The following is a 20,998-nucleotide window of genomic DNA, read 5'->3' as shown; positions in this document are numbered from 1 at the left end:
ATCAGCGGCCTACGCGAGCCTGGTGCTCAGGCGAGTAACGTTCGCCGACGATTTTAATCGTTTCCAGCGCCTGAGTTATTTGCTGCGTATCATTGCGCGAAAGAACAATGTCAGCAGCGGCCAGGTTTTCTTCCAGCCGGTGCAGTTTAGTGGTGCCAGGGATGGGAACAATCCACGGTTTTTGTGCTAACAGCCATGCCAGTGCGATTTGTGCAGACGTTACCCCTTTCTCCGCAGCCAGTTCACCTAACAAGGTGACCAGTTTTTCATTAGCTTCAATGGCTTGTGCTGTGAAACGCGGTACGGTGCTGCGGTAATCATCTTTTCCGAAGGTGGCTCCCGGTTTAATCGACCCCGTCAGGAAACCTTTACCTAGTGGGCTGAAGGGGACAAAACCAATTCCCAGTTCCTCCAGCAACGGCAGAATTTCCTGTTCAGGCTCACGCCACCACATGGAATATTCGCTTTGCAGGGCGGTAACTGGTTGTACAGTATGCGCACGGCGAATGGTTTTCGCACCTGCTTCGGACAGCCCGAAATGTTTCACTTTGCCCTCTGCAATAAGGTCTTTCACCGTTCCAGCAACATCTTCAATAGGAACCTCCGGATCGACACGATGTTGATATAGCAGGTCGATAACATCTGTCTTAAGACGGCGTAATGATCCTTCAACGGCTTCGCGGATATGTTCCGGACGGCTGTTTAAAATCTGCTGCTTATTATCATCGCCGAAGGTAAAACCGAATTTAGTGGCGATTACCACACGGTCACGAAACGGTTTTAAGGCTTCGCCGACCACTTCTTCATTCAGATACGGACCATACACTTCGGCGGTATCGAAGAAGGTGACGCCACATTCAACCGCAACACGAATAAGTTCGATAGCCTGACGGGTATCTGTCGTCGGGCCGTAGCCGTGGCTTAAGCCCATACAACCGAGCCCAAGGGCGGAGACTTCGAGGCCGGATTTACCCAGATAACGTTTTTGCATTGAATGAATACCTCTTTTATCGCGGCTTAAACATCAAGTTTGCGGCAAGTCAGCCATTCCACCATCGCCGGGTCGCGGTGAGAGAAGAACGCGCTGGTTGCGGTATCCAGGGCAGTAATTTGCAGCATATCTTCAGGACTGAGTTCAAAATCGAGAATGTTGATGTTCTCTTCCATGCGCTCTTTTCGTACCGTTTTTGCCAGCGAAACAATGCCTCGCTGGTAGATCCAGCGCAGAACAACCTGGCCCACGCTTTTGCCATATTTCTCGCCAATTGCCGTGAGAACAGGATGCTGGAACAGACCATTTTTCCCTTCCGCAAACGGTGCCCAGGCTTCTGGCTGAATGCCACGACTTTGCATCCACGGAACGGCCTGTAGCTGCTGGTTGAAGGGGTTAACTTCAATCTGGTTTACCGCAGGAACGACTTTATTAAAGGCGATAAGGTCAGCCAGTCGGTCAGGATGGAAGTTACTGACGCCAATAGCGCGGATCTTGCCTGCCTGTTGCAGTTCTTCCATGGCACGCCAGGCACCGTGGACATCGCCGTATGGCTGATGAATCAAGTACAGGTCAACGTAATCAAGTTGCAGTCGATTCAGAGAGCGTTCGAACTGGGCTTTGGCCCCTTCGTAACTGGTATCCTGCAACCAAAGTTTAGTTGTGACAAAGAGTTCGTTACGTGCAATATCGCTTTGTTTCAGCGCATTCCCGACCTGGGTTTCATTTTGATAGGAGGCTGCGGTGTCAATCAGTCGATAACCGGTGTCAATAGCGTCAATGACCGCTCTTTCGCATTCCGCGGCATCGGTCATCTGAAATACACCAAAGCCCAACAGGGGCATTTCAATACCGTTGTTCAGTTTTACTTTTTGCATGGTGTTATCCTTCCGTTATCGTTCATGAGAAGCATAACGTAAAGGGAAGAACTCGATTAGACGGGAGGATTTGTCAGGGGTTATGAACAAAATTCATAAATCTGTTTGAGTGTTGAGATAAGTAGAGCAAGTTCGATATCCCCGGGATTTACAGTTCGATGAAGGAAAATGAATACCCATAAAAAATATATTGGTTTATTCCGGTGTATATACCTACTTCGACGTATTTTCAATCGTGGTAATTTAAAAGCAGGTCATTATTATTCACTCTAAATAATGAATTATTCACTGCCCGCAGAGTAAGAAATATAACGTAGGTATCTATTTAATGACTTGCACAAAAAGCTAAATTCTCACCCATAAATAAAAATATAATCCCGCGCCCAACCACCTGATGAGTGGCTACAGACACTGGATATATTAGGTGGCGGTGCACTTTCTTACATAAAGGTATTTCCTTTTCTGCGGAAAAGGAAACCGGGAAATTCCCGGTTTTTCTGACAAGCAGACGCCATTATTTTCGTCTGCCTATGTTCGTTAATTCGTTCATCAGGAAATTATCTCAATGTCACGTTATAAAACAGGTCATAAACAACCACGATTTCGTTATTCAGTTCTGGCCCGCTGCGTGGCGTGGACAAATATCTCTGTCCAGGTTCTTTTTCCACTCGCAGTCACCTTTACGCCAGTAATGGCGGCACGTGCGCAGAATGCGGTTCAGCCACGGTTGAGCATGGAAAATACCACGGTAACTGCTGATAATAATGTGGAGAAAAATGTCGCGTCGTTTGCCGCAAATGCCGGGACATTTTTAAGCAGTCAGCCAGATAGCGATGCGACACGTAATTTTATTACCGGGATGGCCACAGCTAAAGCTAACCAGGAAATCCAGGAGTGGCTCGGGAAATATGGTACTGCGCGCGTTAAACTGAATGTCGATAAAGATTTCTCGCTGAAGGATTCTTCGCTGGAAATGCTTTATCCGATTTATGATACGCCGACAAATATGTTGTTCACTCAGGGGGCAATACATCGTACAGACGATCGTACTCAGTCAAATATTGGTTTTGGCTGGCGTCATTTTTCAGGAAATGACTGGATGGCGGGGGTGAACACCTTTATCGACCATGATTTATCCCGTAGTCATACCCGTATTGGTGTTGGTGCGGAATACTGGCGCGATTATATGAAACTGAGCGCCAATGGTTATATTCGGGCTTCTGGCTGGAAAAAGTCGCCGGATATTGAGGATTATCAGGAACGCCCGGCGAATGGTTGGGATATCCGCGCAGAGGGCTACTTACCCGCCTGGCCGCAGCTTGGCGCAAGCCTGATGTATGAACAGTATTATGGCGATGAAGTCGGGCTGTTTGGTAAAGATAAGCGCCAGAAAGACCCGCATGCTATTTCTGCCGAGGTGACCTATACGCCAGTGCCTCTTCTGACACTGAGCGCCGGGCATAAGCAGGGCAAGAGCGGTGAGAATGACACTCGCTTTGGCCTGGAAGTTAACTACCGAATTGGCGAACCTTTGGAGAAACAACTCGATACGGGTAGCATTCGCGAGCGTCGGGTACTGGCAGGCAGTCGCTATGACCTGGTTGAGCGCAATAACAATATCGTTCTTGAGTATCGCAAATCTGAAGTGATCCGTATTGCTCTGCCTGAGCGTATTGAAGGTAAGGGCGGGCAGACGGTTTCCCTGGGGCTTGTGGTGAGCAAAGCAACTCACGGTCTGAAAAATGTTCAATGGGAAGCGCCGTCTTTGCTGGCTGCAGGAGGAAAAATTACGGGGCAGGGCAATCAATGGCAAGTGACGCTCCCGGCTTATCAGGCAGGCAAAAACAATTATTATGCGATCTCTGCGGTTGCCTACGATAACAAAGGCAATGCCTCAAAACGCGTGCAGACAGAGGTGGTCATTACCGGAGCAGGTATGAGTGCCGAGCGCACGGCGTTAACGCTTGATGGTCAGAGCCGTATCCAAATGCTTGCTAACGGTAGTGAGCAAAAGCCACTGGTGCTTTCTCTGCGCGACGCCGAGGGGCAACCAGTAACGGGCATGAAAGATCAGATCAAGACTGAGCTGACGTTCAAACCAGCTGGAAATATTGTGACTCGTACCCTGAAGGCCACTAAATCACAGGCACAGCCAACGCTGGGTGAGTTCACCGAAACTGAAGCCGGGGTGTACCAGTCTGTATTTACTACCGGAACGCAATCAGGTGAGGCAACGATTACTGTTAGCGTTGATGGCATGAGCAAAACCGTCACTGCAGAATTGCGCGCCACGATGATGGATGTGTCGAAGTCTACTCTGAGCGTGAATGAACCCTCAGGAGACGTGGTTGCTGATGGTCAGCAATCCCACACGCTGACGCTGACTGCGGTGGATACTGATGGCAACCCGGTGACGGGTGAGGCCAGCCGTTTGCGATTTGTTCCGCAGGATAGCAGTGGTGTCACCATTGGTGCCATTTCGGAGATAAAACCAGGCGTTTACAGCGCTACGGTTTCTTCGACTCGTGCCGGAAACGTTGTTGTGCGTGCCTTTAGCGAGCAGTATCAGTTGGGCTCATTACAACAAACGCTGAAGTTTGTCGCCGGGCCGCTTAATGCAGCACATTCGACCATCGCCCTGAATCCGGATAAACCGGTAGTTGGCGGTACAGTTACGGCAATCTGGACGGCAAAAGATGCCAATGACAACCCTGTAACTGGCCTCAATCCGGATGCACCGTCATTATCGGGCGCAGCCGCTGCGGGTTCTAAGGCCTCAGGCTGGACGGATAATGGCGACGGGACCTGGACCGCGCAGATTTCTCTCGGCACTACGGCGGGGGAATTAGAGGTTATGCCGAAGCTCAATGGGCAGGACGCGGCAGCGAATGCGGCTAAAGTGACCGTGGTGGCTGATGTGTTATCTTCAGGCCAGTCGACTGTCTCTGTGGCAAAAGATCACGTAAAAGCAGGAGAAAGCACAACCGTGACGCTTATTGCAAAAGATGCGCATGGCAACGCTATCAGCGGCCTTTCCCTGTCGGCAAGCCTGACGGGTGCTGCATCTGAAGGGGCGACTGTATCCAACTGGACCGAGCAAGGCGATGGTTCCTATGTCGCTACGCTGACCACAGGCGGAAAGACGGGTGAGCTTCTCGTTATGCCGCTATTCAACGGTCAGCCAGCAGCCACCGATGCTGCGCAGTTGACTGTCGTTGCGGGGGATATGTCATCAGCGAACTCTACTCTTGTTGCGGACAATGAGTCTCCGACCGTCAAAACGACGACGAAACTCACCTTCACCGTGAAGGATGCGTACGGGAACCTTGTCACCGGGCTGAAGCCAGATGCACTGCAGTTTAGTGGTGCCGCCAGCACGGGGACAGAGCGACCTTCAACAGGAGACTGGACAGAAACAAGTAATGGGATCTACGTGGCGACCTTGACTCTGGGATCTGCCGCGGGCCAGTTGTCTGTGATGCCGCGAGTGAACGGCCAAAATGCCGTTGCTCAGCCACTGGTGCTGAATGTTGCTGGTGACGCATCTAAGGCAGTGATCAGTGATATGACGGTGAAGGTTGATAACCAGCTGGCTAATGGACAATCGACTAACCAGGTAACCCTGACCGTTGTGGACACCTATGGTAACCCGTTGCAGGGACAAAATGTGACGCTGACTCTGCCGAAAGGTGTGACCAGCAAGACGGGGAATACGGTAACAACCGATGCGGCAGGTAAAGCCGACATTGAGCTGATGTCAACGGTTGCCGGGGAACATAGCATCACGGCCTCAGTGAATAATACTCAGAAGACGGTTACGGTGAAATTCAAGGCGGATTTCAGTACCGGTCAGGCTAGCCTGGAGGTTGATGGCGCCGCGCCAAAAGTGGCAAACGACAATGATGCCTTTACGCTGACGGCAACGGTTAAGGATCAATACGGCAACATTCTTCCTGGCGCTGCGGTCGTCTTTAATCTGCCTCGGGGCGTCAAACCGCTTGCAGACGGTAATATCATGGTGAACGCCAACGAGGAGGGTAAAGCGGAACTGAAAGTGGTTTCCGTGATTGCCGGAACGTATGAGATCACGGCGTCGGCAGGGAATGACCAGCCTTCGAATGCGCAGTCTGTAACGTTTGTGGCCGATAAGGCGACCGCAACCGTCTCCGGTATTGAGGTGATTGGCAACTATGCACTGGCGGACGGCAATGCCAAACAGACGTATAAAGTTACGGTGACTGATGCCAATAACAACCTGTTGAAAGATAGCGACGTGACGCTGACTGCCAGCCCGGCGAAGTTAGTTCTGACTCCCAATGGGACGGCGAAAACTAATGAGCAAGGACAGGCTATTTTCACCGCCACGACCACTGTCGCAGCGAAATATACACTCACGGCGAAAGTGAGTCAGGCCGACGGTCAGGAATCGACGAAAACTGCCGAATCTAAATTCGTCGCGGATGATAAAAACGCGGTGCTCGCCGCATCATCTGATGTGACTTCTCTGGTGGCGGATGGGGTAAAGACCGCAACAATGACGGTTACCCTGTTCTCGGCAAATAACCCTGTTGGGGGGAATGTGTGGGTCGACATTGAGGCTCCGGAAGGGGTGACAGAGGCGGATTATAAGTTCCTGCCATCGAAGGCCGACCATTTCTCGGGTGGGAAAATCACGCGTACATTTAGTACCAGCAAGCCAGGTGCCTATACGTTCACATTCAACGCACTGACGTATGGCGGGTACGAAATGAAGCCTGTGAAGGTGACAATTAACGCCGTGGCTGCAGAGACTGAAAAAGGCGAGGAGGCGATGCCATAATTTGAATAGTATGAAAGTTACGATCTAATAAAGAATAATGGCGTTGACATGCGCAGCGCCATTATTTACTGAATACCTGGCCTGATACTGATTAAACAGTAGCAGGCCAGGATAAAACTCAATAAGACATAGCGACAAACTAAATCGGACGAACGGGGATAAAAATATCGCAAACAACATCATTGCTATCCTTTTCTACGAAATCTTCATTGTAATAAAAGCGCTCAATATCGCTGCCGTTCACTCTGGCTAACCCCCTGGCAGGCAACTCTATCAGATAGATGTTCCGCACCCAGCCAGGATAATGTTCCCAGTTTCCTTCATAACGGAAAGAGGCATAAAGTCCTCGGGTCGTTGTCCACTCTTTCGGCATGTCAGCATTTTCACATACCGTACCAGCAAAGGTTTCAACTGTGAGTAAATCGACTGACTTTGTTGATGGTTTAAACGTTGAGACGAAATAGATATCCGTCTTAAAATTTTTCATATATCTGGCTAAATAATGACGTCGCAGTTTAACTTCTTCATCCGGTGATTTATTCGATATTTCAACATCATATTTAAAGGCATTGCCAAAAATACGTGTTTCTGGGAAATGGATTAATGTGCAATCAGTTTTTTGATGTTGGCGCGCTAAAAATGGAGGGAAGATATTTTCCAGATCCCAATAATCACGAAGCCGGTATTCTCGGGGAGTACATCCGAATAATTTTTTAAATTCACGACTGAATGATTGCTGTGAATCAAAATGCAAAGATAGTGCAATATCAAGCATAGATTTCGCTGTCAGCCGGACAAGAATAGCTGCCCGGCAAAGTCTTCGTTTGCGAATGTATTCTCCCAGCGGCACATGCATGAAGTTTTTGAACAGGAGCTGGATATTGCGTCTACTGTAGCCAGATTTCTGTGCGATATCTTCGATTGAGATAGGGTGCTCGAGATTGCACTCAATCCACTCCAGGAGCTGCTGCAAAATCTTCTGCCTGATCATAAAATTCTCCATTTACCCTTCGCCATTTCGCACTTTTTTCGTATGACAAAGGCAATAAGTGTATCAAAAACAGAAAGGTCCGAGGCCTGGCGACTGGCAGTATCTCAGATTTTTGACAAACGCTGGTTGTGCATACCGGAACTTATACGGCCTATTAAATAGCGCAAATTCAATATATTGCGATTCTCTGGTAGGCATGATAATCATAGCGCATCAGGCAATTTTGTGCTGGTAATCAATCTCATCGTGTCTGCTTCATTTTTCCCATAATAGAGAAATTAAAGTCCCCTATTATTAATGAAATTTTTACATAAGTGATATCAAAATCCACATACTAATCTGCGGTCATGTTTTAACGTAGACTAATGATTCATACGTAATGGAGGGACTGCTGGTGGAATTTTCCGTATTAAGCAACAATCTGAAAATGCCGATGATGGGATTTGGTGTTTTTCAGGTTACCGATAAAGAAGTGTGTAAACAATCAGTGTTGAATGCTATCCGAACCGGTTATCGGCTAATCGACACTGCAGCGGTATATGGTAATGAAGACGCCGTCGGCGACGCTATTCGTGAAGCCATTTTGGAAGGTTTCTGTACCCGCGAGGAGTTATTTATTACTTCTAAATTGTGGGTACAGGATATGGTTGATCAGGATACGGCAAAAGCAGGTATTGAAGCATCATTAAAAAAATCGGGACTTGAATACTTTGATCTCTATTTATTGCACCAGGCAATGCGCGATTATTTCAGTGCATGGCGTGCACTGGAAGAGGCCTGTGAAGAGGGTAAACTTAAAGCGATTGGGGTTTCCAATTTCTATCCTCATGTTCTGGCAAACTTTTGTGAAACAGTCAGAATTAGGCCAATGGTCAACCAGGTTGAGTTGCATCCCTATTTTGCCCAACCAGAAGCGCTGGCAACTATGCAGTACTACAACGTGCAACCTGAAGCATGGGCACCATTAGGCGGTGGAAGACATAAGCCATTTGAAAACAGCCTGCTTCAGGGTATTGCAAATGCCCACCAAAAATCGATTTCTCAGGTAATTCTACGCTGGAATATTCAACGGGGAGTGGTTGTTATTCCAAAGTCGACTCATCAACAGCGTATCGAAGAAAATTTCGCTATCTGGGATTTTTCACTGACAGAGAAAGAAATGGAGCAAATAAACTCACTTGATCTGGGGTATGTTGGCGAATCTGTAAAACATTTTAATCCTGAGTTTGTTCGTGGCTGTCTTGGCGTAAAAATACATAACTAATTAGAGTTATCAGAATACCACCTGACCCGCACTTTGAAAATATGACCTATAGCAGGTGTTTTTATATGTTTTTCCGAAGGCGGGCTCTCTTTATGAAAATATAAAACACAAACTGAATCGCTTCAGTAAGATAAAATTACAATTATTAATGGTTGTGTGATTATTGTTAATAATTTCATTTATACTCATTTGGGAGCTGTTTTAATAGATGCCAAATGAGTATCTCTAAATGGGTATTTAAGATAAATTCTATTGTATTCATGACGTTATTATATCGAATGCATGATTCCGTAAGGTTAGTGGCGATCATTATAAAAATGTGAGCGGCGCCGAAAGAAATAAAATTAGCTATTGCATCCAGGTATCCAATGATGGATTATTGATTTGTCATACAAATCTGTTTGAATTTGTATTCTGCTACCCAATAAAAAAGCCGCCATTTTTATTGATGTCTGATAACCCGGAAGGGGTGGTTGCGATCAGGCATAAATAGAAATGAAGCAATGGAGTATTGGTTGTGAATGTAAATTTCTTTGTTACCTGTATCGGTGATGCACTGAAATCAAGGATGGCACGCGACTCCGTGCTGCTACTGGAAAAACTCGGCTGTCGCATAAATTTTCCTGAGAAACAGGGATGCTGCGGTCAGCCTGCGATCAATAGTGGTTATATCAAAGAAGCGATTCCAGGGATGAAAAACCTGATCGCTGCACTTGAAGATAACGACGATCCCATTATTTCTCCTGCCGGTTCCTGCACTTACGCCGTAAAAAGTTACCCAACATATCTGGCTGACGAACCAGAATGGGCATTACGTGCAGAAAAGGTTGCCGCGCGTATGCAGGATCTCACTTCTTTTATTGTGAATACATTAGGGGTCGTAGATGTAGGCGCCAGCTTGCAAGGGAGGGCGGTATACCATCCATCCTGTAGTCTGGCCCGTAAACTGGGGGTGAAGGACGAACCACTTACGCTGCTGAAAAATGTACGCGGACTGGAGCTGTTGCCCTTTGCCGAACAGGATACTTGCTGCGGGTTTGGTGGTACGTTCTCGGTCAAAATGGCCGAAATATCCGGCGAGATGGTGAAAGAAAAGGTTTCACACCTGATGGAGGTCCGTCCTGAGTATTTAATTGGTGCCGACATTAGTTGCTTGCTGAACATCAGTGGGCGATTACAACGGGAAGGGCAGAAAGTCAAAGTGATGCATATTGCTGAAGTGCTGATGAGCCGCTGAGGGTATAAAGATGTCGATCAAAACCAGTAATACAGAATTCAAGACACGCATCCGTCAGCAAATTGAAGATCCGATCATGCGCAAAGCGGTGGCAAACGCGCAGCAGCGTATTGGGGCAAATCGGCAAAAAATGGTGGATGAATTAGGTCACTGGGAGGAGTGGCGGGATCGTGCCAGCCAGATACGTGATCATGTTCTGAGTAATCTTGACGCTTATCTGTGTCAGCTCTCCGAAAAAGTGACGCAAAACGGTGGCCACGTCTTTTTCGCCAAAACCAAAGAAGAAGCCACTCGTTATATTTTGCAGGTCGCTCAGCGCAAGAATGCACGGAAAGTTGTGAAGTCTAAATCGATGGTGACCGAAGAGATTGGCGTTAATCATGTGCTGCAGGATGCCGGAATTCAGGTGATTGAAACCGATCTGGGGGAATACATTCTTCAGTTGGATCAAGATCCGCCATCTCATGTTGTGGTCCCGGCTATCCATAAAGATCGCCACCAGATCCGCCGGGTGCTACACGAACGTCTGGGTTACGATGGCCCGGAAACGCCTGAAGCGATGACCTTATTCATCCGTCAAAAGATCCGTGAGGATTTCCTCAGTGCCGAAATCGGTATAACCGGCTGTAATTTCGCGGTAGCTGAAACCGGATCGGTATGCCTGGTGACTAATGAAGGTAATGCGCGAATGTGTACCACGCTACCTAAAACGCACATTGCGGTGATGGGGATGGAACGTATCGCCCCTACTTTTGCCGAGGTTGATATATTGATCACTATGCTGGCGCGCAGTGCTGTTGGCGCACGTTTGACGGGATACAACACCTGGCTGACAGGACCGCGCGAAGCGGGGCATGTGGACGGGCCTGAAGAGTTTCATCTGGTTATTGTCGATAACGGGCGCTCTGAGGTGCTGGCCTCTGAATTTCGTGATGTGCTGCGCTGTATTCGCTGCGGAGCCTGCATGAATACTTGTCCGGCATATCGCCACATTGGAGGTCACGGATACGGCTCAATTTACCCAGGACCAATCGGCGCGGTGATTTCTCCGCTACTTGGCGGCTATAAAGATTTTAAAGATTTACCCTACGCCTGCTCTTTATGCACGGCCTGTGACAGCGTGTGTCCGGTGCGTATTCCGCTGTCAAAACTGATTTTGCGTCATCGTCGGGTGATGGCTGAAAAAGGGATCACCGCGAAAGCAGAGCAACGGGCGATCAAAATGTTCGCTTATGCCAATAGTCATCCGGGATTGTGGAAAGTCGGAATGATGGCAGGCGCTCATGCGGCAAGCTGGTTTATCAGTGGCGGCAAAACACCACTCAAGATCGGTGCGATTAGCGACTGGATGGAAGCCCGCGATCTTCCTGAAGCTGACGGCGAGAGTTTCCGTAGTTGGTTTAAAAAACATCAGGCGCAGGAGAAAAAGAATGGATAATCGAAGCGAATTCTTGCAAAACGTTGCTCAGGCACTGGGGCGTCCGTTGCGGCTCGAACCGCAAACAGAAGATGCGCCGCTTAACAACTATGCTAACGAGCGTCTCTCTGAACTTAACCAGCAACAGCGCTGTGACGCGTTTATCCAGTGTGCCCGTGATGTCATGTTGACGCGTTGTGAATTGACCAGCGAGGCGCAGGCCGCAGAAGCTGCATTACGCTTGTGTAAAGAGCTGGGAGATGAGTCAGTTGTGCTCAGTGGTGACACGCGACTTGAAGAACTGGGGATCAGTGAACGTTTACAGCAGGAATGCAATGCCGCCGTGTGGGATCCGCTGAAAGGTGCCGAGAATATCTCGCAGGCAGAGCAGGCTAAAGTTGGCGTAGTGTATGCTGAATATGGCTTAACAGAATCGGGAGGCGTGGTGCTTTTTTCCGCTGCTGAGCGTGGGCGCTCGTTGAGTCTGCTCCCTGAGTCCTCAATTTTTATCCTGCGTAAAAGCACCATCCTGCCACGCGTGGCGCAACTTGCAGAAAAATTGCATCAGAAAGCGCAGTCCGGTGAACGTATGCCGTCCTGCATTAACATCATCAGTGGTCCCAGTTCAACAGCGGATATTGAACTTATCAAAGTCGTTGGGGTTCATGGCCCGGTGAAAGCGGTGTACCTGATTATTGAGGATTGCTGAGAGGGAGATTGGCAATCATTCTGGTATTCAGCAGCCAGAAGACATCGATAGCGACTATATCGCTATTACTGATTTGCACTGCGGGACACAAGTTTGCGCCATGTCCAGGATATGGCGCACTTTCTTATACCTCTGGTGCCATCATCACTGTGTAGATAATCATGTATCCTCTCGCAGATGTTATATCTATACAGCGCAGCCATTAGTTTAGATTGGTGGTCTGCCAGACAGCGAATAATAAAAAAACATAAAAAGAAACATTGATGCCTAAAATCACCACTGGGCTGAAAACATTGTTCAATAAGCTTATTCTTATTTAATGCAATTGAATCGACATATTTGAGTTGCAACCTTATTCAAGAAAGGCGTGTAGAGTCAACGCGTCAGATTCAAGATAACTATATGTTACTTAAGGTTTAATTATCTGTATGTGATATTTTATTGGATGTTTGAAATATTATTTTTTCTTAATCTCTCATTAATATTTTAATGTAAGCTGAATGGATTCAGCCCTAAAGCTGGTGAAATCGAAACATGAGCATAGCATGAATAATTTGCATGTTTAACACGCATCTTTACTCATTTTGTAATCGGATGTTGACGCTATGTTCATATCGATGGGGATATTTTAAGTTGATTTGGATTGTTAAATTCATATAATGCGCCTTCGCTCGTGACTGAAAGTCAGTACTTAGTGGTAGATTATAAATATAGAAATAGTAAAACTACTTCTCTGGTACCCAAAATGAGTTGACTGAAATTTTTGGCTTTAAATATTAAATTTGCGTGATTATCTGCTGAGATTCACTTGTGATGACATTTCTGAGGTATTTAACGTAATCGTTATTGAGTAAACATTAGAGGTAACGATAAGCTTATCGATAGTGGTGTTTGTTGTTATAGATACGGCATCGCTGATGTTTATGGTTACCCCTTATGCGTGCTCAGGAATCCACCAGTAGTAACTCATACTGAACAGCGATAAAAGATAAAAGGTGTGTTCATGGATTCATGTGATTTTCGTGTTTTTCTGCAAGAGTTCGGTACAACGGTTCATTTGTCATTGCCCGGTAACGTATCCGAGAAAGAACGACTGCTACTCAAGCTGCTGATGCAGGGGATGTCGGTAACAGAAATATCACAATACAGAAATCGCAGTGCAAAGACAATTTCACATCAAAAGAAACAACTCTTTGAGAAACTGGGGATTCAGAGTGATATTACTTTCTGGCGCGATATTTTCTTTCAGTACAATCCGGAGATCATATCCGCCACTGGTAATAACAGTCAGAGATATATTAATGACAACCACTATCACCATATCGTCACGCCTGAAGCCATCAGTCTGGCGCTGGAAAACCACGAATTCAAACCGTGGATCCAACCGGTATTTTGTGCACAGACTGGGGTATTGACGGGCTGTGAAGTGCTTGTTCGCTGGGAGCATCCGCAAACGGGAATTATCCCACCGGATCAGTTTATTCCTCTGGCGGAGTCATCTGGTCTTATCGTCATAATGACCCGCCAGTTGATGAAACAGACTGCGGATATTCTGATGCCGGTAAAACATTTGCTGCCGGATAATTTCCATATTGGTATCAACGTCTCGGCGGGTTGTTTTTTGGCCGCGGGATTTGAAAAAGAATGCCTGAACCTGGTCAAGAAATTAGGAAACGATAAAATCAAACTGGTTCTCGAGCTAACGGAACGTAACCCTATTCCGGTAACGCCAGAAGCCAGAGCGATATTTGACAGCCTTCATCAGCACAATATTACCTTTGCGCTGGATGACTTTGGTACGGGTTATGCGACCTATCGTTACTTGCAGGCGTTCCCGGTCGATTTTATTAAGATCGATAAGTCATTTGTGCAAATGGCGAGTGTCGACGAAATATCCGGTCATATTGTTGACAATATTGTTGAACTGGCGCGTAAGCCTGGTCTGAGTATCGTGGCTGAAGGGGTGGAAACTCAGGAACAAGCGGACTTAATGATCGGTAAAGGCGTTCACTTTTTGCAGGGCTATTTGTACTCTCCGCCAGTACCGGGTAATAAATTTGTCTCTGAATGGGTAATGAAAGCAGGTGGTTGATCTAAACCGCTATTCACAACGCATCGGGAGATTGAGTGGTATCAATTCTCCCGATGCAGTAAATCCTGATAGATCCCCGTTAATACGCCATTTGGCGCAAATTGTTTTTTAATCCACTGCGTCACCTGACCCGTTGCAGAATGCTGGGTTGCGAGTAACATGCGTGAATCCTGGCGCGGGTTATGGATTTGTCGGGTAACCAGCAAGGATTGCTCCATCGCCTCACGGACCATGTAATCCGGCAAAAAACCAATCCCTTCACCTAAAATCTGGCACTGACATTTGGTGTTGAAATCTGGCACCAGAATTGACTCCTGCCCATGCAGCAACCAGCCCACTTTTTTATTAATCGTATGCGCGGTGTCCTCCACCATAATATTAGGGTAGAGACGCAGTTGGCTTTCGGCGATGGGTTCCGGCACAAAGGCTAACGGGTGATCCGGGGCGATAGCAAAAGCCCAGCGAATCGCGCCAATTTCAGTGTAATCAATACCGCCGCCGTCCAGTAGTGTATCGGGTGCGCCGATGGCGATATTGGCCTGATTATTAATAATCGCATCCCAGACGCCGTTATACACTTCGGTGGTGACGGTAATCTGGCAGGTAGGAAACTGCTTTTTCAGCACCTGTAACAAGCGTGCGGTGTGTTTGGGCGTATAAAGCAGCTGATTAATACAAATGCGCACACGCGCTTCTATGCCCTGCGAAATAGTATCGATACTGCGTTTGATGGCATAAAAATCATTCAGCAGGTCGGTAGCTTTGCGGAAAAAATAACGCCCGGACTCCGTTAACTCAATGCTGCGGGTACTGCGAGTGAACAGCACCACATCCAGCCCCGTCTCCATACGCTTGATGGTGTAGCTAATGGCGGAAGTGGTTAAACCCAACTCTTCTGCGGCTTTACTGAAGCTGCCAAAACGCGCAGCGGTAGTAAATGCCAACAGATTCTCTTCGGTAAAAATTGAGTTCATTAAACCATTCTCGCCATTATCTACTATGAATTTCTCCAGCTATGACTGTAGAGGTATCGGTTAAAGATAGATAATCATTTTTGAATAACTTTTAATACCCGTCGCGTTTAGTCGTCGCTTCGCTTAATTTTTGTCCACCATATTCTGAAATTATCCCCACGCAGTTACCCGCCAGAAAACCCAGTAACGTCACCGTCCAGTTCATCCCGCTGGCAAAAAACAGCGTCATGCCGAGAAAGCCACCGGGAATAAATGACAGTAACCAGAAACGCCCTTGCCAGACCACCACCGCCGAGAAGGGTACGGTAGTAATTACGCTCGCCCAGAACGCGGACAGTCCACTTACAGAGGCCAGCCAACCAGCAGTCAGCGCGGCGAAAAACGCCCACACCATCCCGGAATAATTAACCGCCAGACTTCTGATAAACCCCGATTTACCGCCGCCTGCGGCATAAAAACTGCAAAAGGCGACGAAGCCAATGGTTCCTAATAATTCCCATCCCTGAGAGAGCCCGACATGTGAAGACACTAACTGCCAAAGCCCTGCACAAATACCGACGGTGACACCCGTTGCCGTGAGTCCGTTCATCTTGTTCCCCTCTGGTTAGACATGGACGAAAGCTACTCTTACATGTGCAGACTATAGAGAAATAAAACCTGATTGAGTGAAAGGGTATCGGGTCAAAGAAACAAATATTGCACTACCGCACACTGCGAAAAGATTGTTGAACATCATTCAACAAAAAGGCGAAATACGGCGAATTAAATTTAAGCGGGTTCTTTTATCAGATTATCGTTGCTATTCTCAATTCATCGAAAACAGCCACAAAAACCAGGGGAATGTGAATGAGTATAAAAAATCTACCTGCCGACTATTTATTGGCTGCACAACAGGGTGATATCGATAAAGTAAAAACCTGCCTTGCGCTGGGTGTCGATATTAATACCTGCGATCGTCAGGGAAAAACGGCAATTACGCTGGCAAGTTTATATCAGCAATATGCTTGTGTTCAGGCATTAATTGATGCCGGTGCGGATATTAATAAACAAGACCAGACCAGTTTAAATCCCTTTTTAATGAGCTGCCTGAACGGTGATTTAACCCTACTACGAATTATTTTACCGGCTAAACCAGACCTTAATTGTGTAACCCGTTTCGGCGGTGTCGGCCTGACGCCTGCCTGTGAAAAAGGCCATTTAAGTATTGTAAAAGAGCTTTTGGCGCACACCGATATTAACGTTAACCAGACCAACCATGTAGGCTGGACGCCGCTACTGGAAGCGATTGTGCTTAATGATGGTGGTATTAAACAGCAGGCGATTGTGCAGTTATTGCTGGAACACGGTGCCAGCCCGCATCTGACCGATAAATATGGCAAAACGCCACTGGAACTGGCGCGGGAACGGGGCTTTGAAGAGATTGCGCAGTTACTGATTGCCGCAGGTGCATAAACCGGGAGGCTTGCTATCAACACACCAGAAAAACGGTGTGTGTGGGCGCTAACTGCGGATGCGGATTTTCTGGCGCAGCGGGGGCAAGGACAGGTTGAACAGGTCTTTGCCAGAGCGGTAAATATCGCAATCCCGGCTCGCCAGCAGTTGCTGACGCTGCTTTGTGAAGAGTACGACAATGCGCCAAACAGTTGTCGGTTGGCACTCACTCACTTTGATGGTCTGTTTCGGCATGGTGATAAGGTTCAGTTTGATGATCAAGGGATTACGGTTGGTCAACATCTTCATATAGAGATGAGTCGTTGTCGGCGTTGGCTGTCCCCAACCTTGCAAATGACTGCTGAAAATTTTCACCTTATCGCCTGGCAACAGTGGCACGACATTATTCATCAGCACCTGGGGGAAAATGAAACCCTGTTTAATTATCGCGGCGATAATCCGTTTTATCAGGCGTTAAATAAAGAATTACATATTAAACGACGGGCAGTTATTCAGGCCGTAAACGATAAACAAAATATCGCCTTAGCGGTGGCTAATATGATGGGGTTAGGGATTGGCCTTACGCCATCAGCCGACGATTATCTGACCGGACTGGTACTTATTTTATTTATTTGTGGGCATCCGGCAGAAAAGTACACAGAGGAATTTTATCTCGGTCTGCAACGCGGCAGAAAAAATACCACGTTATTAAGTGCTATTACGCTGGAAGCCGCATTACAACAACGCTGTCGGGAAAATATTCATCGTTTTATTCACGACATTATTTATGACATCCCTGGGAACGCAACTCAGGCAATAGAAAAAATTAAACATATTGGCTCCAGTTCCGGCTGCGACATGCTGTATGGCATGGCCGATGGTTGTGCGCTGAGCCAAACCTACGGAGGGAATTATGTCAGTTAAAATAGTCATTAAACCGAATACCTATTTTGATTCTGTCTCGCTGATGTCCATCTCCACGCGTGCAAATAAACTCGACGGCGTCGAGCAGGCATTTGTGGCGATGGCGACCGAAATGAACAAAGGCGTGCTGAAGAATTTAGGGCTGTTGACGCCGGAGCTTGAGCAGGCGAAAAACGGCGACCTGATGATTGTCATCAACGGCAAAGCGGGCGCAGACAACGAGCAGTTGCTGGCGGAGATTGAAGAACTGTTCAACAGCAAAGCGCAAAGCGGCTCGCACGAGGCGCGTTACGCCACTATTGCCAGCGCCAAAAAGCATATCCCGGAAAGTAACCTGGCGGTGATTTCGGTCAACGGTCTGTTTGCCGCTCGCGAAGCGCGTCAGGCGCTGCAAAATGATCTTAACGTGATGCTGTTTTCCGATAACGTCTCGGTTGAAGATGAACTGGCGCTCAAACAGTTGGCCCATGAGAAAGGGCTGCTGATGATGGGGCCAGACTGCGGCACGGCGATTATCAACGGCGCGGCGCTCTGCTTTGGTAACGCCGTGCGTCGCGGCAACATCGGTATTGTTGGCGCATCCGGCACCGGCAGTCAGGAGTTGAGTGTCCGCATTCATGAATTTGGTGGCGGCGTTTCGCAGCTGATTGGCACCGGCGGGCGCGACCTGAGCGAGAAAATCGGCGGCCTGATGATGCTCGACGCCATCGGCATGCTGGAAAACGATCCGCAAACTGAAATCATTGTGCTTATATCCAAACCGCCTGCGCCTGCGGTGGCCCGCAAAGTGCTGGAACGTGCGCGCGCCTGCCGCAAGCCTGTGGTGGTCTGCTTCCTCGGTCGTGGCGAAACGCCAGTGGATGAGCAGGGGCTACAGTTCGCTCGCGGCACCAAAGAAGCGGCGCTGAAAGCGGTGATGCTCTCCGGCGTGAAACAAGAACATCTCGACCTGCATACCCTTAACCAGCCGTTGATTGCGGATGTCCGCGCGCGTCTGAAGCCGCAACAGAAATATATTCGTGGCCTGTTCTGCGGCGGCACGCTGTGTGACGAAACCATGTTCGCGGTGATGGAAAAACACGGCGATGTCTATAGCAACATCCAGCCCGATCCTGAATTCCGCCTGCAAGATATCAACCGTAGCATCAAACACACCTTCCTCGACTTTGGCGATGACGACTTCACCAACGGCAAGCCGCATCCAATGATTGACCCCACCAACCGCATCAGTCGCTTGATCGAAGAGGCGCGCGATCCAGAAGTGGCGGTGATCGTGATGGATTTTGTGCTCGGATTTGGATCGCATGAAGATCCGGTCGGCTCCACCATCGAGGCGATCAAAGAAGCGAAAGCGATCGCCGCTGCCGAAGGACGCGAGTTGATCATTCTCGCCTATGTGCTGGGTACCGATCTTGATACGCCATCGTTAGAACAACAAAGCCAGATGCTGCTTGATGCCGGGGTAATTCTGGCAAGCAGCAGCACCAATACCGGATTGCTGGCGCGTGAATTTATTTGCAAAGGGGAGGAAGCCTGATGAGCCCATCACTGTTTAGCCAACCGTTGAACGTTATTAACGTCGGCATCGCCATGTTTAGCGATGATTTGAAAAAGCAGCATGTAGAAGTGACCCAACTCGACTGGACGCCGCCGGGGCAGGGCAATATGCAGGTGGTGCAGGCGCTGGACAACATTGCCGATTCACCGCTGGCAGACAAAATCGCCGCCGCTAACCAGCAGGCGCTGGAGCGCATTATCCAGTCGCATCCGGTGCTGATTGGTTTTGAGCAGGCGATTAACGTGGTGCCGGGCATGACGCCGAAAACCATTCTTCACGCCGGGCCGCCGATCACCTGGGAAAAAATGTGCGGCGCGATGAAAGGCGCGGTCACCGGAGCGCTGGTGTTCGAAGGACTGGCGAAAGATCTCGACGAGGCGGCTGAACTGGCGGCTTCCGGGGAGATCACCTTCTCGCCGTGTCACGAGCACGACTGCGTGGGTTCGATGGCGGGTGTTACCTCGGCCTCGATGTTTATGCACATCGTGAAAAACAAAACCTACGGCAACATCGCTTACACCAATATGAGCGAGCAGATGGCGAAGATTTTGCGTATGGGCGCTAACGACCAGAGCGTGATTGACCGCCTGAACTGGATGCGTGATGTGCAGGGACCAATACTGCGCGACGCGATGAAAATTATCGGCGAAATCGATCTGCGCTTAATGCTGGCGCAGGCGCTGCATATGGGCGATGAGTGCCATAACCGCAATAACGCCGGGACGACGCTGCTGATTCAGGCGCTGACGCCGGGGATTATTCAGGCAGGTTATTCCGTCGAGCAACAGCGCGAAGTGTTTGAGTTTGTCGCCAGCAGCGACTACTTCTCCGGCCCGACGTGGATGGCGATGTGTAAAGCGGCGATGGATGCGGCGCACGGCATCGAATACAGCACCGTCGTTACCACCATGGCGCGTAACGGCGTCGAGTTCGGCCTGCGGGTCAGCGGCCTGCCGGGGCAGTGGTTTACCGGCCCAGCGCAGCAGGTCATCGGCCCGATGTTTGCTGGTTATAAGCCGGAAGATTCGGGGCTGGATATTGGCGACAGCGCCATCACAGAAACCTACGGTATTGGCGGATTTGCCATGGCGACCGCGCCTGCAATCGTCGCGCTGGTGGGTGGCACGGTGGAAGAGGCTATCGATTTCTCCCGTCAGATGCGCGAAATCACCCTTGGCGAAAACCCCAACGTCACCATTCCGCTGCTCGGTTTTATGGGCGTGCCGTCGGCTATCGACATCACCCGCGTGGGTAGCAGCGGCATTCTGCCGGTGATCAACACCGCCATTGCCCATAAAGATGCGGGCGTCGGCATGATTGGCGCGGGCATTGTGCATCCACCATTCGCCTGCTTCGAGAAAGCCATTCTCGGCTGGTGCGAACGTTACGGCGTCTGACCTACATGTTCATGCCGGATGCGGCGTGAACGCCTTATCCGGCCTACGAGTGGCATGAGAATTGTAGGCCTGATAAGCGTAGCGCATCAGGCATTTGTCACCATTGCCGGATGCGGCGTGAACGCCTTATCCGGCCTACGAGTGGCGCAAGAATTTGTAGGCCTGATAAGCGTAGCGCATCAGGCATTTGTCACCATTGCCGGATGCGGCGTGAACGCCTTATCCGGCCTGCGAATGGCGCAAGAATCTGTAGGCCTGATAAGCGTAGCGCATCAGGCATTTGTCACCATTGCCTGATGCGGCGTGAACGCCTTAT

15 protein-coding genes and 1 pseudogene are annotated in these 20,998 nt (G+C 48.8%); 11 read left to right on the top strand and 5 right to left on the bottom strand.

Features of this window, described 5'->3' with window-relative positions:
• Position 1: 1 nt before the first annotated feature.
• Both D9742_RS06925 and D9742_RS06920 read right to left on the bottom strand, forming a co-directional pair.
• Positions 2–991: an aldo/keto reductase gene (locus D9742_RS06925; protein WP_130236406.1), complete on the bottom strand. Its 990-nt coding sequence runs from the start codon at positions 989–991 to the stop codon at positions 2–4.
• A 26-nt stretch (positions 992–1,017) separates the two neighbouring features.
• On the bottom strand, positions 1,018–1,869 hold the full coding sequence (locus D9742_RS06920) for an aldo/keto reductase (protein WP_130236405.1): 852 nt from the start codon (positions 1,867–1,869) through the stop codon (positions 1,018–1,020).
• A 565-nt stretch (positions 1,870–2,434) separates the two neighbouring features.
• On the opposite strand from D9742_RS06920, the gene fdeC reads away from it, so the two are divergent.
• Positions 2,435–6,688 (top strand): inverse autotransporter adhesin FdeC, encoded by a 4,254-nt coding sequence (gene fdeC, locus D9742_RS06915; protein WP_130236404.1) that lies wholly within the window; start codon positions 2,435–2,437, stop codon positions 6,686–6,688.
• 139 nt (positions 6,689–6,827) lie between these two features.
• Here the strand turns inward: fdeC and D9742_RS06910 are convergent, their stop codons facing one another.
• A complete protein-coding gene (locus D9742_RS06910; RefSeq protein WP_130236403.1) occupies positions 6,828–7,679 on the bottom strand; it encodes a helix-turn-helix domain-containing protein in 852 nt (283 codons plus the stop codon).
• Between the two features lie 394 nt (positions 7,680–8,073).
• Between D9742_RS06910 and D9742_RS06905 the strand changes: the two genes are divergently transcribed.
• The 5 genes from D9742_RS06905 to pdeL all read left to right on the top strand — a co-directional run bounded on the left by D9742_RS06905 (position 8,074) and on the right by pdeL (position 14,398).
• Positions 8,074–8,943 carry an aldo/keto reductase gene (locus tag D9742_RS06905; RefSeq protein WP_130236412.1) on the top strand — a complete coding sequence of 290 codons (870 nt, stop codon included), beginning with the start codon at positions 8,074–8,076 and terminating at the stop codon, positions 8,941–8,943.
• Between the two features lie 517 nt (positions 8,944–9,460).
• Positions 9,461–10,180: a (Fe-S)-binding protein gene (locus tag D9742_RS06900; protein WP_130236402.1), complete on the top strand. Its 720-nt coding sequence runs from the start codon at positions 9,461–9,463 to the stop codon at positions 10,178–10,180.
• A gap of 10 nt (positions 10,181–10,190) precedes the next feature.
• Positions 10,191–11,618 carry a LutB/LldF family L-lactate oxidation iron-sulfur protein gene (locus D9742_RS06895; RefSeq protein ID WP_130236401.1) on the top strand — a complete coding sequence of 476 codons (1,428 nt, stop codon included), beginning with the start codon at positions 10,191–10,193 and terminating at the stop codon, positions 11,616–11,618.
• Positions 11,611–12,306, top strand: coding sequence for a lactate utilization protein C (locus tag D9742_RS06890; RefSeq protein WP_130236400.1), 696 nt, complete (start codon positions 11,611–11,613; stop codon positions 12,304–12,306). The genes D9742_RS06895 and D9742_RS06890 overlap by 8 nt, the downstream gene beginning before the upstream one ends.
• Positions 12,307–13,309: 1,003 nt before the next feature.
• Positions 13,310–14,398: a DNA-binding transcriptional activator/c-di-GMP phosphodiesterase PdeL gene (gene pdeL / locus D9742_RS06885; RefSeq protein ID WP_130236399.1), complete on the top strand. Its 1,089-nt coding sequence runs from the start codon at positions 13,310–13,312 to the stop codon at positions 14,396–14,398.
• A 41-nt stretch (positions 14,399–14,439) separates the two neighbouring features.
• Here the strand turns inward: pdeL and D9742_RS06880 are convergent, their stop codons facing one another.
• Together D9742_RS06880 and D9742_RS06875 are read right to left on the bottom strand one after the other, a co-directional pair.
• Positions 14,440–15,372: a LysR substrate-binding domain-containing protein gene (locus D9742_RS06880; protein ID WP_130236398.1), complete on the bottom strand. Its 933-nt coding sequence runs from the start codon at positions 15,370–15,372 to the stop codon at positions 14,440–14,442.
• Between the two features lie 91 nt (positions 15,373–15,463).
• Positions 15,464–15,961: a DUF1097 domain-containing protein gene (locus tag D9742_RS06875; RefSeq protein ID WP_001013890.1), complete on the bottom strand. Its 498-nt coding sequence runs from the start codon at positions 15,959–15,961 to the stop codon at positions 15,464–15,466.
• Positions 15,962–16,218: 257 nt separating this feature from the next.
• Between D9742_RS06875 and D9742_RS06870 the strand changes: the two genes are divergently transcribed.
• The 5 genes and pseudogenes from D9742_RS06870 to D9742_RS06850 all read left to right on the top strand — a co-directional run bounded on the left by D9742_RS06870 (position 16,219) and on the right by D9742_RS06850 (position 20,979).
• Positions 16,219–16,824 carry an ankyrin repeat domain-containing protein gene (locus D9742_RS06870; protein ID WP_130236397.1) on the top strand — a complete coding sequence of 202 codons (606 nt, stop codon included), beginning with the start codon at positions 16,219–16,221 and terminating at the stop codon, positions 16,822–16,824.
• Between the two features lie 39 nt (positions 16,825–16,863).
• Complete coding sequence (locus D9742_RS06865) at positions 16,864–17,727, top strand: DUF2877 domain-containing protein (protein WP_130236396.1); 864 nt, start codon at positions 16,864–16,866, stop codon at positions 17,725–17,727.
• Complete coding sequence (gene fdrA, locus D9742_RS06860) at positions 17,717–19,264, top strand: acyl-CoA synthetase FdrA (protein WP_130236395.1); 1,548 nt, start codon at positions 17,717–17,719, stop codon at positions 19,262–19,264. The genes D9742_RS06865 and fdrA overlap by 11 nt, the downstream gene beginning before the upstream one ends.
• Entirely contained in the window at positions 19,264–20,682 is a 1,419-nt protein-coding gene (locus tag D9742_RS06855; RefSeq protein WP_130236394.1) for a DUF1116 domain-containing protein, read from the top strand. The genes fdrA and D9742_RS06855 overlap by 1 nt, the downstream gene beginning before the upstream one ends.
• A gap of 25 nt (positions 20,683–20,707) precedes the next feature.
• Positions 20,708–20,979, top strand: a pseudogene (locus tag D9742_RS06850) (hypothetical protein).
• Positions 20,980–20,998: the final 19 nt, after the last annotated feature.

This window comes from Escherichia sp. E1V33 (genome assembly GCF_004211955.1).
Classification (GTDB): Bacteria; Pseudomonadota; Gammaproteobacteria; order Enterobacterales; family Enterobacteriaceae; genus Escherichia.
This window is presented reverse-complemented; position numbering and strand designations above follow the sequence as displayed.